General features: G+C 45.6%; 13 protein-coding genes and 1 pseudogene. 6 read left to right on the plus strand and 8 right to left on the minus strand.

Annotation, left to right across the window (positions count from 1 at the left end; all coding sequences use genetic code 11):
• Both F8R90_RS09945 and F8R90_RS09950 read left to right on the plus strand, forming a co-directional pair.
• Positions 1 to 1,896: pseudogene (locus F8R90_RS09945) on the plus strand (hypothetical protein); the annotation flags it as partial.
• Positions 1,897 to 1,922: 26 nt separating this feature from the next.
• Entirely contained in the window at positions 1,923 to 2,201 is a 279-nt protein-coding gene (locus tag F8R90_RS09950) for a hypothetical protein (protein WP_196510615.1), read from the plus strand.
• A gap of 95 nt (positions 2,202 to 2,296) precedes the next feature.
• Here the strand turns inward: F8R90_RS09950 and F8R90_RS09955 are convergent, their stop codons facing one another.
• Positions 2,297 to 2,605: a Txe/YoeB family addiction module toxin gene (locus tag F8R90_RS09955; RefSeq protein WP_331000632.1), complete on the minus strand. Its 309-nt coding sequence runs from the start codon at positions 2,603 to 2,605 to the stop codon at positions 2,297 to 2,299.
• Positions 2,602 to 2,847 carry a type II toxin-antitoxin system Phd/YefM family antitoxin gene (locus F8R90_RS09960; protein ID WP_225892282.1) on the minus strand — a complete coding sequence of 82 codons (246 nt, stop codon included), beginning with the start codon at positions 2,845 to 2,847 and terminating at the stop codon, positions 2,602 to 2,604. The genes F8R90_RS09955 and F8R90_RS09960 overlap by 4 nt, the downstream gene beginning before the upstream one ends.
• Before the next feature lie 173 nt (positions 2,848 to 3,020).
• Between F8R90_RS09960 and F8R90_RS09965 the strand changes: the two genes are divergently transcribed.
• From F8R90_RS09965 to F8R90_RS09980, 4 genes are all read left to right on the plus strand, one after another.
• Complete coding sequence (locus tag F8R90_RS09965; protein ID WP_118166520.1) at positions 3,021 to 3,266, plus strand: DUF1902 domain-containing protein; 246 nt, start codon at positions 3,021 to 3,023, stop codon at positions 3,264 to 3,266.
• Complete coding sequence (locus F8R90_RS09970; RefSeq protein WP_196510616.1) at positions 3,267 to 3,464, plus strand: type II toxin-antitoxin system HicA family toxin; 198 nt, start codon at positions 3,267 to 3,269, stop codon at positions 3,462 to 3,464.
• 137 nt (positions 3,465 to 3,601) lie between these two features.
• Entirely contained in the window at positions 3,602 to 6,610 is a 3,009-nt protein-coding gene (locus tag F8R90_RS09975) for a UPF0182 family protein (RefSeq protein WP_196510617.1), read from the plus strand.
• A gap of 132 nt (positions 6,611 to 6,742) precedes the next feature.
• Positions 6,743 to 6,925 carry a hypothetical protein gene (locus tag F8R90_RS09980; RefSeq protein WP_190893081.1) on the plus strand — a complete coding sequence of 61 codons (183 nt, stop codon included), beginning with the start codon at positions 6,743 to 6,745 and terminating at the stop codon, positions 6,923 to 6,925.
• Between the two features lie 57 nt (positions 6,926 to 6,982).
• On the opposite strand, the gene F8R90_RS09985 is transcribed toward F8R90_RS09980, so the two are convergent.
• From F8R90_RS09985 to F8R90_RS10010, 6 genes are all read right to left on the minus strand, one after another.
• Positions 6,983 to 7,456 carry a hypothetical protein gene (locus F8R90_RS09985; protein ID WP_196510618.1) on the minus strand — a complete coding sequence of 158 codons (474 nt, stop codon included), beginning with the start codon at positions 7,454 to 7,456 and terminating at the stop codon, positions 6,983 to 6,985.
• A gap of 104 nt (positions 7,457 to 7,560) precedes the next feature.
• Positions 7,561 to 7,863 (minus strand): hypothetical protein, encoded by a 303-nt coding sequence (locus tag F8R90_RS09990; protein ID WP_190893083.1) that lies wholly within the window; start codon positions 7,861 to 7,863, stop codon positions 7,561 to 7,563.
• Positions 7,864 to 8,108: 245 nt separating this feature from the next.
• Positions 8,109 to 9,512, minus strand: a complete 1,404-nt coding sequence (locus tag F8R90_RS09995; protein WP_196510619.1) for a glycoside hydrolase 100 family protein — start codon at positions 9,510 to 9,512, stop codon at positions 8,109 to 8,111.
• 197 nt (positions 9,513 to 9,709) lie between these two features.
• Entirely contained in the window at positions 9,710 to 10,519 is an 810-nt protein-coding gene (locus F8R90_RS10000) for a glucose 1-dehydrogenase (RefSeq protein ID WP_196510620.1), read from the minus strand.
• Positions 10,520 to 10,960: 441 nt separating this feature from the next.
• The gene (locus F8R90_RS10005) at positions 10,961 to 11,620 is read right to left on the minus strand and encodes a class I SAM-dependent methyltransferase (protein WP_196510621.1); all 660 of its coding nucleotides are present in this window, start codon (positions 11,618 to 11,620) and stop codon (positions 10,961 to 10,963) included.
• Positions 11,621 to 11,728: 108 nt separating this feature from the next.
• On the minus strand, positions 11,729 to 13,093 hold the full coding sequence (locus tag F8R90_RS10010) for an APC family permease (RefSeq protein ID WP_196510622.1): 1,365 nt from the start codon (positions 13,091 to 13,093) through the stop codon (positions 11,729 to 11,731).
• Positions 13,094 to 13,096 lie beyond the last annotated feature (3 nt).

Genomic DNA, 13,096 nt, shown 5'->3' on the forward strand with positions numbered 1-13,096 from the left:
CAAGGTCAGACCTTAGCTGAACCTTTGCGTGGTCATGAAGGTTCTGTCTCTTCTGTCGCCATCAGCGCCGATGGGCAGACGATTGTCAGTGGCGGTGATGACGGCACAGTACGGTTGTGGAACCTGCAAGGTCAGACCTTAGCTGAACCTTTGCGTGGTCATGAAGGTAATGTCTATTCTGTCGCCATCAGCGCCGATGGGCAGACGATTGTCAGTGGCGGTGGTGACGGCACAGTGGGGTTGTGGAACCTGCAAGGTCAGACCTTAGCTGAACCTTTGCGTGGTCATGAAAGTTATGTCTTTTCTGTTGCCATTAGCGCCGATGGGCAGACGATTGTCAGTGGCGGTGATGATGGCACGGTGCGGTTGTGGAACCTCCAAGGTCTGCCCTTAACTGAACCTTTGTCTGGTCATCAAGATTATGTCTGGTCTGTCGCCATCAGCGCCGATGGGCAGACCATTGTTAGTGGCGGTGGTGACGGCACTGTGCGGTTGTGGAACCTGCAAGGTCAGACCTTAGCTGAACCTTTGCGTGGTCATGAAAGTTATGTCTTTTCTGTTGCCATTAGCGCCGATGGGCAGACGATTGTCAGTGGCGGTGATGATGGCACGGTGCGGTTGTGGAACCTCCAAGGTCTGCCCTTAACTGAACCTTTGTCTGGTCATCAAGATTATGTCTGGTCTGTCGCCATCAGCGCCGATGGGCAGACCATTGTTAGTGGCGGTGGTGACGGCACTGTGCGGTTGTGGAACCTGCAAGGTCAGACCTTAGCTGAACCTTTGCGTGGTGATAAAGATTGGGTCCATTCTGTCGCCATCAGCGCCGATGGGCAGACGATTGTCAGTGGCGGTAATGACGGCACAGTGCGGTTGTGGAACCTCCAAGGTCAGACCTTGGCTGAACCTTTGCGTGGTCATCAGGGTATTGTCTATTCTGTCGCCATCAGCGCCAATGGGCAGACGATTGTCAGTGGCGGTAATGACGGCACAGTGCGGTTGTGGAACCTGCAAGATCAGACCTTAGCTGAACCTTTGCGTGGTCATGAGGGTGGTGTCTATTCTGTCGCCATCAGCGCCAATGGGCAGACCATTGTCAGTGGCGGTAATGACGGCACTGTGCGGTTGTGGAACCTCCAAGGTCAGACATTAGCTGAACCTTTGGGTGGTGATAAAGGTTATGTCTTTTCTGTCGCCATCAGCGATGGGCAGACGATTGTCAGTGGCGGTAATGACGGCACTGTGCGGTTGTGGAACCTCCAAGGTCAGACATTAGCTGAACCTTTGGGTGGTCATCAGGGTATTGTCTGGTCTGTCGCCATCAGCGCCGATGGGCAGACCATTGTCAGTGGCGGTGAAGACGGCACTGTGCGGTTGTGGAACCTCCAAGGTCAGACCTTAGCTGAACCTTTGCGTGGTCATGAAGATTATGTTAGGTCTGTCGCCATCAGCGCCGATGGGCAGACCATTGTCAGTGGCGGTGATGACGGCACTGTGCGGTTGTGGAACCTCCAAGGTCAGACCTTAGCTGAACCTTTGCGTGGTCATGAAGATTATGTCTATTCTGTCGCCATCAGCGCCGATGGGCAGACGATTGTCAGTGGCGGTGATGACGGCACTGTGCGGTTGTGGAATCTGCAAGGTCAGACCTTAGCTGAACCTTTGCGTGGTCATAAAGGTAATGTCACGTCTGTCGCCATCAGCGCCGATGGGCAGACGATTGTCAGTGGCGGTGATGACGGCACTGTGCGCTTGTGGCGGGGTGGTTGGCGTGGATGGTTGCAAGTCTGTTGCGACAGGTTGCGTTACCATCCCATCTTCACCAATCCGCAAACCGAGGAAACAAAAGCCGCTTGCGAAGTCTGCCAAAAATATGTTTGGAGTGAAGAACATGGGTAGGGGCACGGCAATGCCGTGCCCTTACAATGGTCTGTACTTATTATCTCCACCATTTAGGCTCAGAACTCCAGTTTTCACCTTCAGAACTCGAAACTTCGACCCCTGAACTCGGAACTTCGACCTTTGAACTCAAAACTTCAACTTCTGAACTCGGAACTTCGACCTTTGAACTCGGAACTCCGACCTTTGAACCCGAAACTTCGACCTTTGAACCCGAAACTTCAACCTCTGAACTCGAAACTTCGACCTCTGAACTCGGAACTTCGTGCTTGGAACCGCAACATCCGAGATCCAAGGCTCAATAATGGTGAGTGAAAGGCGATTAGTTAAGAGTCAACCACAATTAATATCAAGTTCGGGTCAACCCTAAAATTAAATCTTGTCATCAACTACCTAAAAATTACTCGTAATGCGTCCACATCCGAATTATCTTGACTAATTGTTCGGATTCGATGACTTCATATACCAACCGATGCTGTATGTTTATTCTGCGAGAATACGCACCTGATAAATCACCAACCAGCTTTTCATAAGGTGGAGGATTTTGAAAGGGATTTTTTTTAAGAACTACAAGCAACTCCTCAGCTTTTTCCTTTAAATTACTAGAAGCTAACTTTTTGGCATCCTTTTGCGCTTGTTTTGTGTAAACCAACCTCCAACTCACTTCTTCAGAATTCGGAAGTGGCTCTCCATTACTGCGCTGACTCACCAATCTAACTCCTCATCGCATTCTTGGATGGGAGTTGCTAGCCCTTCTTTTATAGATTCTCCCATTCCAGGTATAGATAACAAGTAAAGAGTTTCCTGAATTGCAGACCAGTCTTTTTCCGCCAGCAGAATGGCATTACCACGTTCGCCCTGAATGATCACAGGCTTACCCTGCTCTGCAACTTGGTCTATCAGCTCTTGTAAATTATTTTGAGCATCGTTGACGGGAAGCGAAGACATCATGCTTTTGTAGCTCACGATAACTTTACTTTAGTTTATCTACGAACTTAGAGCAAAAATGCGTTGGTGTAGTCCGTCCCGTCATAGACATCGCTTGTCGTTTAATGGTGAGTCTACGCTTACCCTGAGAACTCGGATGTTCTAAACTGGAACTACGTTGTAAGCACTCAATAATGATGGCACAAATCACATTTAAGGTTGAAGCATTTTGGGATTCAGACGCAGAAGTTTGGGTAGCAACTAGTGATGATGTACCTGGATTAGTAACAGAAGCTTCTACGATTGAGGTTCTGACGCAAAAGCTGCGAGAAATAATTCCAGAACTGATCGTTATCAACAAAATTGTCCCTCCTGACTATGTGGGTTCTATCACCTTTGAGTTAACCAGCCATCGACAAGAGTTGATTAAGGTGGCTTCATAGATGGGTGCGTCGTTTACTCCTGAGTTGAAAAAGATGCTTTCAGAAGTTGGGTGCTATTTTGAACGGCAAGGCAAAGGAGATCATGAAATCTGGTACAGTCCAATTACAGATCGTCGGTTTGTTGTAGACGGAACCATCAAGTCACGCCATACCGCTAACGGAGTTTTGAAACAAGCTGGAATTCCCAAAGCCTTTTAGGGAGGTAGCAAGTAGCAAGTAAGGACGGTAGAACAGAAAAAATAGACTTCTAATCAGCAAGCTTGAGGCTGGGAACTCGGAACTTCGTGCTTTGAACTGCAATATCCGAGTTCTAAGGATCAATGATGGTAAATCAAATGTATTGGAAATGGGGCTTTAGACTATTAATCGGATTCTTCGGGCTGTGGCTACTCCTGGATCTGGGTTCTCGCATGGGAGCAGAGATTTTTTGGTTTCAGGAAGTCGGCTATCTCCAAGTATTTCTGTTGAGGGTGGTAACTCGTGGTGTTTTGTGGGTAGTCGTGGCTGGAATAACAGCTGCTTATCTACTGCTAAACCTGGCTCTCGCACAACGGCTAAAATATCCCCAGTCTTTGAAGATTGAAGAAGTTAGGCGTGAGGAAGCAGAACTGAGCAGTGAATTAAAAAACTTTCTCAGTCCTCATTATTCAAGACGCAACGAAACCCGAACACTTACGCCACAACGCCTTAAACCATTCAGATTGCGCTGGTTATTACCCCTAGCTTTCGTACTGAGCTTGTTGATCGGGTTAATCTTGGCTCACTATGGTCAAATTGCTCTTTCTTACTGGCATCCTCCAGTTAATAAAGCTAGTCAACCCATTCTTGCCCTATTTCGACCAGAGACAATTTGGCAACTGTTGAGGCAGATTGTCTCTCAAGTATGGTATTTCGGCTTAATTGGGGGAATAGCGATCGCAATCTTAATTTATCCCCAATTTTTATTAACTGCGATCGCAATTCTCTTCAGTCCCATTTTTGGGTTGATCGTATTCCAAAACTGGGCAAAGGTGCTGCAATATTTTCACCCCACCCTTTTCAACAGCACTGAGCCTTTATTTGGTCGAGATATCAGCTTTTACGTATTTTCCTTACCCTTTTGGGAACTGCTAGAACTCTGGCTAATGGGATTATGTTTGTATGGCTTCGTCGCCGTTACCCTCACTTATCTCTTGTCGGCTGACAGTTTGAGTCAGGGGATTTTCCCTGGTTTTTCACCCCAGCAGCAGCGTCATTTATCCGGTATGGGTGGCTTGTTGATGCTGGTAGTGGCTCTGAGTTACTGGCTGAGTCGTTATGAACTCGTGTATTCTAACCGTGGTGTTAGTTATGGTGCCAGCTACACGGATGTGACAGCCCAGTTGCCAGCTTATACCGTTTTGTGCATCGTGGCAGTTGCGATCGCAATTTACCTACTTTGGCGAACGTTTTTCTGGAAACCCAAATCCCAGTATCGTCGCTTGGTATTTTACGGATTAGGGGTTTATCTAGTACTAGTTGTATTAGCTGATGTTGTTGTACCTACTGTGGTGCAATATTTAATTGTTTTACCTAATGAGTTGCAACGGGAGCAACCCTACATTCAGCGGACTATCGCCTTGACTCGCCAAGCATTCGATTTAGAGGCGATCGATTCCAGAGGCTTTAACCCTCAAGGAACACTGACTGAAGCTGATATTCGAACTAATGACTTGACAATTCGGAATATTCGCCTTTGGGATCAGCGACCACTGTTAGAAACTAACCGTCAGCTGCAACAAATTCGGCCATATTATCGGTTTCCCGATGCCGATATTGATCGGTATACTCTGAAAACAGATGTCACTTCCCGCCCACCATCTGCCCCTCGAAAACCACCAGAACCTCAGCAGGAAGCAATTGAATCAACAGAAAGGCGGCAGGTACTGATTGCTGCACGAGAATTAGACTACACTGGCGTACCACAGGAAGCTCAAACATGGGTTAACCGCCATTTAATTTATACCCACGGTTTCGGGTTTACTGTTAGCCCAGTTAATACAGTTGGGCCGGGTGGGCTACCAGAATATTTTGTCAAAGATATTAGCGGTGATAGTAGCGCTCTGACAACTTCCAGTGAAGCCATTCGTGAAAGTATTCCCATTGGGCAACCCCGAATTTATTACGGTGAAATAGCCAATACTTATGTGATGACTGGCACAAGAGTTAGAGAGTTAGACTACCCAAGTGGTAGTGATAATGTTTACAACTCTTACGATGGTCTGGGTGGCGTTGAAATCGGTTCAGCATGGCGACGGTGGTTATTCGCCATGTATTTGAAAGATTGGCAGATGGTGCTGACGCGGGACTTTTTGCCAGAGACAAAGGTGCTACTGCGGCGAAATGTCAAGCAAAGAATTCGAGCGATCGCACCTTTTCTCAAATTTGACAGCGACCCTTATTTAGTAGCCGCTGCTGCTAATCAAGATTTCCCAAGTAATCCCAGTTATCTTTACTGGATTGTTGATGCTTACACAACAAGCGATCGCTATCCTTACTCAGACACTGGTAGTGAAAGTATTAATTATATACGTAACTCAATCAAGGTAGTAATAGATGCTTACAACGGCAGTGTGAATTTTTATATTGCCGATCCAAGCGATCCGATCATTGCTACTTGGTCAAGGATATTTCCCAACACCTTCAAACCGCTCAGTGCTATGCCAGTTACTCTCCGCAGTCATATCCGCTATCCTGTGGACTTTTTCAAAATTCAATCTCAGCGGTTGATGACCTACCACATGACCGACCCACAGGTATTTTACAATCGGGAAGACCAGTGGCAGATTCCTAACGAAATCTATGGCAGTGAAACCCGTCCGGTAGAGCCTTATTATTTGATTACTAGTCTACCCACTGTACCGTTTGAAGAATTTATTCTGCTTCTACCTTATACTCCCCGACAACGGACTAATTTAATCGCTTGGTTAGCGGCGCGATCGGATGGCGATAATTACGGTAGGCTATTACTATATACTTTTCCTAAAGAAAGACTGGTCTACGGCCCAGAGCAAATTGAGGCGCGGATTAACCAAGACCCAGTGATTTCTCAGCAAATTTCCCTGTGGAATCGCCAGGGTTCGAGAGCAATTCAGGGCAATCTACTAGTAATTCCCATTGAAGAATCGCTGCTGTATGTCGAGCCAATCTATCTAGAAGCCACACAGAATAGCTTACCAACGTTGGTGCGGGTAGTCGTGGCTTACGAAAACCGGATTGTCATGGCACAAACCTTAGAACAAGCATTGCAGGGAATTTTTAAACCAGAAGTCACACCAGCCCCTGCGATTATTCGTCCCTTTGAAGAAGCAGCCCCACCAGGTTAAGCCTAAATAGTTACATAGGGCGACAGTTAGCGTAGACGCGCAGCGGCTTGTCGTAAAACATCGCCATTAACAAAATTTATTGCAACAGACATAGTTTAATAGTTCAACATATGTAATAGACACTAAAAGTTAATGAACATGGTGCAAAGTAACCAACTAGAGATTCGCCACATTAGTCCTAAAGTGAGGCAGTTGATTCAAATGTACGCCGATGTTAATAACTGTACGCAACCTGAGATGTTGGAACGCATTGTTTTGGAGTGGAACGCCCAACAAAGCGAGAGCGAGCGACCGCCAGGAGACGAAGATGAATAACTTTCTGCTACAATCTTTAGTCCGCTTCTAGCGATAGGCTTTCATGAATTTGGCTCTTTAGTTGTAGAAAAACTTTCTAGAGATTGGATCTTGTTTGAGGGATTGAATAAAATCCCTCAAAGTCATCATGCTGCCCGTTAAGGTGAACTTAGGAGTGCCATTTGGAGCAACGATTCTCACTTCACCATCTTGGATCTGAATCTTATTTTTAATACTATCCCATAGAGTATCGAAGCTCTCATCATCCTTGCAACCATTGGCTTCAAGGAATCTTTGGTGTACTTCTGTTTTTAGTGCTAGTGCTTCCGCTGCTTGAGTCCGCGCCTCAAAGTGCTTAATTACATCTTCGTAAGCACTCTCTCTGAGAGTTTTGTTTTCAGCCTGAACTTGCGCTAACTGAGTTTTTATAGCTTGTAGTTGGGACGCTAAAGCGGCTGATTTCTGGTATTCAAGTTTTAAGGCTTGCTTTGCATTCGCTAACAAGGCTTTATAATCTAGCTGATCTTGATCTTGATTTTTTTCGGATTGCATTTTTATCTCTTGATCAACAGATTTTCGGTGAAAAACTCTCGTCAGTTCTATTACAAAAGCTGGCGAGAGTTCAGTAAATATTTTCTGTGTTATCTGAGTATTCGTTATTTCACCAATAATGGTGTTTCCGAGTGAGGATTCTCCTGGATACTACTCAGACTAGAACTGATGTGGGAGCGGATAGCTCGTTCATAAACACTAGTCTGCTGAGTGCGTACCCCTACAGCCTGATATATTAAGTTAACATCTGGGAATTCAGACCAATACATCAAAAAAATGTCTTTAGCTGGAGTAATAATTTCATAATTATTCTCTTGTCTTTTCTTTCTGAGCTTACAATTATTTAGTTGCAATTTTTGTCTGAATAGTTGTTCAAATTCTGAAATTAAATCTGAAGTAGTTTTCATGGTTTATACACGTTAAAACGTGTTAATGATGCAAAGACTATCTTGTGATACTACTGAGTATGACACTTCAGATACCTCTTACAATATAGTGTATCAGTTATCCGGTATTTGAGGATTTCAAGTTTATCTTTGCGTACTCCTTTGGTGATTTTGCTATGTGCGTAGCGTCTTTAAGAGTTGCGGTACTAGCATCCTGTATAAGTTAAGTACAACCGCTAAATCATAGCTTTGGGGGCATTCAGTACCTACAGGCTACAGCCTGGGACTTCAAGACCTTCTGCAAAGCTGATTAATTCCAAGTAATCTGGATTTTCCAGCAATTTTTTGGCTGCTAGCAATCCGGCAATGCTCCAAGTTTGATAAATTCTAGCTTCTTTGCCAATCAAACGACCATTGTTGCCATCGTAGTATTCCGGAAATTGATCCTTAAATAAACGCCTTTCGGCAATGGCTATAGCTGCTTGAGCAAGTTCTGTTCGACCTGCTTTCATTGCCGCAGCGGTAAATAACCACAGTAAAACGGGCCAGTTACCACCGTTGTGATAAGACCAAGCCCTGTTCTTAGAGTCACATCCTGTAACAATTCTCCACTCTAAACCTTCCAAAGCTGGAAAGCAGATTTTAACAGGCATATAGCCGATCAAGTCTTGCCACCGTTGGGCAAATAAATTCATAATGCTTTGAGATTCTTTTTCACTGGCTAAGGAAGCTAAGATTGACATCAGATTTCCCAGAGCAAAAAAGCGAAAATCTATTCGTCCCGGCCCCAAATTTCCCGCTAGATATCCTCCAGTTTCGGGCAACCACTCGGTCAACCAACTGGGAATTGATTCTGAGTTGATGTTGAATTTATTAACAATTTCTTTACCAAATTCGTTATCTTTGTAACGATAAATTTCCCCCAATCGCTTCAGGTCTAGCCAGTAATAGTTGCGGATATGATATTTCAAAGATCCCAATCGCCTATTGACTTTGCCAAGGTAGCTATCGCCATCCCCATCTGGTAAAAGCAATTCACTAGCAGCCCTGAGAGACGCATAGAATAACACCTGAATTTCTAGAGGATGTTCGTAGACTCCCATGCGACGGTCAATCATAAACGCGCCATCGGGAACTAACATTGTTGGATACATGGAAAAGCGATGTACCAAGCAAAGATCCAAAATTAACTTGATTCCTGCTTGAAAATCTGGCTGACGCGCTAGAGTCAAATCGCCTGTAGCTTTTTCATAAGCCCGTAGCAAGAGAATCCACCACATACAAGAATCAATTGGGGGAACACGAGCGATCGCCAGTTCACCAAAATCAGCGACCAAAAATTCCTCATTCCCATTACAATGTACCTTGAAACTTGCAGGCATTAATCCCGCTCCTGGTTCAAAGCAATCTATCTGCTTTTCATGACTTTGTAATTTCAGTGTTTCTACTAAGAAGTTACGCACAATCTCTGCTTTGCCATACATCAAAAACACCAATGCAGAGGGGACAAAATCGCGGAGGAAGCACTGGTCATAATTGAGTGCATCTGACTCCGGATCGTGGGCGGCTACAGTCCCAATGGGTTTTCCCTGGTAATAAATTATCGACTCTTCCAACAATTCCCAGGCTTCTGCTTCCAGCAGACTGTTCTTATCGATCGCGCTAGTCATGGGCGTTTAATTCCACTAATGGTATGTATCGGCTCAATTGTGGAAAGTACGCAAGCCTTACCTCAACGAAGAGGCAGGGGGAAGGGGGCAGGGAGCAGGGGGAAAAGGAGAAACTTTCTCCCCAGCAAAGCGCACCCTGCCCCAATTCCTCTTTTCCCTCCCCCTTGCTCCCTGCTCCCTGCTCCCTTGACTCTTTTTCAAGCTGACCAGCTTTCTCGGAAGTCAGCATAGAGAGTCAATCCACCATCTACAAATAGGGTTTGTCCGGTGATGTAGGCGGCTTCATCCGAAGCTAAAAAAGCTACTGCGGCTGCCATCTCCTCTGAGGAGCCAGCACGCCCCATTGGGATGTGACTTTCCACGATCGCCTTTTTTTCGGGGTCATCTATCCAGGCTTGATTTATTGGCGTGACTGTTGCTCCGGGGCCAATGGCGTTGACACGAATACCTCGGCTGGCATATTCCAATGCCAAGCTTTTGGTCAGGTTTTCCATACCGCCTTTGCTAATGGAATAACTGATATACATCGGTCGCGGAATAATTTCGTGAACGCTGGAAATATTAATAATCACCCCCGGACGATTAAGAGACAGGAGGTGTTTAATAGTTTCACGGGCGCAGAGATAAGCACCCCGGAGATTGACTGCAATTACCCGGTCAAATTCTGCTGTAGTAACTTCGTGGGATGGACTTTCTGTTTGAATGCCAGCATTGTTGACTAGAATATCTAAACTGCCAAATTCCTTTACTACGGTGTTGACCATCTCAACAATGTCTGATTCTTGGGAGACATCTCCCTGAATCAGTAGGGACTTCACACCACAATTTTCGATATTTCCGCAGGCTTTTTGCAATGCCATCTCTTCTGTATCTGCCGCAGCTTCAGGGCTTTTGCGGTAGTTGATAGCGATGTTGCACCCTTGTTGAGCGAGTCTGATAGCGATCGCTTGACCAATACCTGAAGTTGCACCTGTAATTAAAGCATTCTTTCCTTTTAAGCCTATCATATTTCCTCCCTAAGCTGCCCTTGCTTGAATTTGCATTCAGTCAAACAATTTTGGATTTTAAATTATTCTTTTCAACATCCCAAGTTGGCACTGTCAACCCCCTAAAGATGGAATTCAAAATTAAAAATAAGTCTTTCCTGATTTTGAATTTCTGATAGTATTTGACGAAATCTCTGCTACAGATAAATTAGTAGGGGCGTACAGATTTCATTGGTGTCAACTTAACGTGAAAGCCAGTCTAAAAAAAGCTTTTAAAAATTATCTCTTACCTCGTTCCCAGTCGGAGATTGGGAATGCTTGTCGTTAGGGCTGCCGCCTCTCTTGCTGGCGGCAGAGCCGCTAGGAGTAACATTTCCAGACTCTTGCTGGAAACGAGGTTTAGCTTAGAGTTGACACCAATGTACAAATGTAAGCCCCTACAGTTGAAAATGGTATTAGTCCCTAGCGCAAATTCGCTGGCACATTTTCAGGAACTACCCAGTAATAAATAGTTTTGCCCTCTACATTCAGCGTTTGCTGTGGTTTCCAATCGCCCATATCGAAGGCGTGGGAGACAATGCGAGTCCCAGGTTTGAGTTCACTCAATAGCTTGGGACGAAGTTTGGCGTTGACCTCTGGCAGTAAGTAAAGTGTAACTACTGTTGCTTCACTAAAGTCAGTGGTGAACAAATCTTGCTGGACAAACTTCACGCGATCGGTTACCCCTGCCTTTTGGGCATTCTCATTAGCTTCTTGGATGCGTTCGGGATTAATATCTATGCCGACACCGCGCGTACCAAACTTTTGTGCCGCAGTATTGACAATTCTCCCATCACCACTACCAAGGTCGTAAAGCACATCATTCTTACCCACTTTTGCCACTTGCAACATTGCATCTACCACTGGCTGTGGTGTAGGTACATAGGGAACATCGCCAGGGCGTTCTTGTGGTTGAGTTGTGGGAGTTGTAGCAGCTGGTGTTTCGGTTTCGGTCTGACCCGTCAAAGTAGAAGGTTGTGTCCCGGCTTCTAAGTCTGTCCCTTGCGGTGTACACCCAGCAATTCCCAAGCCGGTAATACTAACCCCTGTAACCATTAGAAATAGAATTTTTTTGAAGTTCATGAATTTTCTCCTTGATTGAGTAGCTTGTGGTCAGTAGTTAGTAAAACAACTGATAGTCATGAAATTTTGAATTGCTTTGAGTTGCACAATCCAAAATCCAAAATTGGATTAAGTCCTACGTTGGCGATAGTTATTCCAGAACAACACGGGGATACCTGCTGCTACAGCGAAAACACCTGCGACTGCTCCCACACCTGTATAAACCAAACTGGAATAAAGCAGGTAACCGCAGACCGCACAAAAGAGTAATGGTGTGAAAGGGTAAAATGGCACGCGGAATGGGCGCACTATGTGGGGTTCGCGAATTCGCAATACCAGCAGTGATATGCCGGAAAGCAAGAAGAAAAACCAAAATATCGGGGCGGTGTAATCCACCATTGTTTCAAAGCCTTTGCGGGTGAGCGTGCCTAAAAAAACCAGTGCTAAGGCGATCGCAGCTTGCAACAATAAGGCATGAGTAGGACTGCTTGGACGTTGTTGCCAGCGTCCCATAAAACCAAATAGCGAAAAATCCTGTCCCAGAGCGAAATTAGTCCGTGCTCCGGTAAAGATTGTGGCGTTGGTTGCTCCCAAAGTAGCGATCGCAATCAATACACTAATGAACAAGGCTCCCGGTTCGCCCCAAAGAGAGCGCATTAAATCTGCGGCTACTGCTTCTGACTGGGCCATGTTTGTTAATCCCAGTCCCCGCAGGTAAGCCAGATTGATCAGTAAGTAAATGGCAGTGATGATGCCAATACTCCACATTAGCGATCGCACTATATTACGTCGTCCATCTTGAATTTCTGCCGAGATGTAAGCCGCTTCATTCCAACCGCCGTAGGAAAGCAACACAAACACCATCGCTAGCCCCCACGTTCCTGATGATGCAGATTCTACAGGGGCGGCAGTAGCAGAATTAGGAATGGCGGTAAGCCCAAGAATTACTACCAGCAACAAACCCAGAACTTTCGCAGCACTCAGCAAATTTTGCGTCCACTTACCCTGTTGTAAACCGATGATGTTCAAAGCAGTTAAAAGTGCGATCGCTATGGCTGCATAAATAGAAGACGAAAACGTTCCTAGCCGCCATATCTGAGAAACATAATCGCCAAAAACAAATGCCAACAGGGCAATAGAACCAGTTTGAATTACTGTCATTCGCGCCCAGGCAAATAAAAAGGCGACTCCCCGCCCGAATGCACGCTTCAAATAATAGTAAACACCTCCAACGTCGGGATAGACAGTCGCCAACTCTGCATAGCAAAGCGCTCCTACCAGAGATACCACACCACCAATTAGCCAAAAAAGCAGTACAGCAAAATCACTACCTGCTTGATTTGCCACTAAAGCCGGGGTTTGAAAAATCCCCGCTCCGATGACAATTCCGACAATCAGAGCTACTGCATCTGGTAATGTCAGCGATGGCTTGGGTGCTGCTACTTGATCTGTTGCTGTCTGCTGAAGCAAACTGTAGTCTTTACGTCTACTCACATT

The sequence above is a fragment of the Nostoc sp. NZL genome (genome assembly GCF_015714705.1).
GTDB lineage: Bacteria > Cyanobacteriota > Cyanobacteriia > Cyanobacteriales > Nostocaceae > Nostoc > Nostoc foliaceum_A.

What these genes read in the sequence shown, in the direction of transcription:
- F8R90_RS09950 (WP_196510615.1), top strand. Translation starts at nt 1,923, where the DNA reads ATGGTCTGTACTTATTATCTCCACCATTTAGGCTCAGAACTCCAGTTT.
- F8R90_RS09960 (WP_225892282.1), bottom strand. Translation starts at nt 2,847, where the DNA reads ATGATGTCTTCGCTTCCCGTCAACGATGCTCAAAATAATTTACAAGAG.
- F8R90_RS09965 (WP_118166520.1), top strand. Translation starts at nt 3,021, where the DNA reads ATGGCACAAATCACATTTAAGGTTGAAGCATTTTGGGATTCAGACGCA.
- F8R90_RS09970 (WP_196510616.1), top strand. Translation starts at nt 3,267, where the DNA reads ATGGGTGCGTCGTTTACTCCTGAGTTGAAAAAGATGCTTTCAGAAGTT.
- F8R90_RS09975 (WP_196510617.1), top strand. Translation starts at nt 3,602, where the DNA reads ATGTATTGGAAATGGGGCTTTAGACTATTAATCGGATTCTTCGGGCTG.
- F8R90_RS09980 (WP_190893081.1), top strand. Translation starts at nt 6,743, where the DNA reads ATGAACATGGTGCAAAGTAACCAACTAGAGATTCGCCACATTAGTCCT.
- F8R90_RS09985 (WP_196510618.1), bottom strand. Translation starts at nt 7,456, where the DNA reads ATGCAATCCGAAAAAAATCAAGATCAAGATCAGCTAGATTATAAAGCC.
- F8R90_RS09990 (WP_190893083.1), bottom strand. Translation starts at nt 7,863, where the DNA reads ATGAAAACTACTTCAGATTTAATTTCAGAATTTGAACAACTATTCAGA.
- F8R90_RS09995 (WP_196510619.1), bottom strand. Translation starts at nt 9,512, where the DNA reads ATGACTAGCGCGATCGATAAGAACAGTCTGCTGGAAGCAGAAGCCTGG.
- F8R90_RS10000 (WP_196510620.1), bottom strand. Translation starts at nt 10,519, where the DNA reads ATGATAGGCTTAAAAGGAAAGAATGCTTTAATTACAGGTGCAACTTCA.
- F8R90_RS10005 (WP_196510621.1), bottom strand. Translation starts at nt 11,620, where the DNA reads ATGAACTTCAAAAAAATTCTATTTCTAATGGTTACAGGGGTTAGTATT.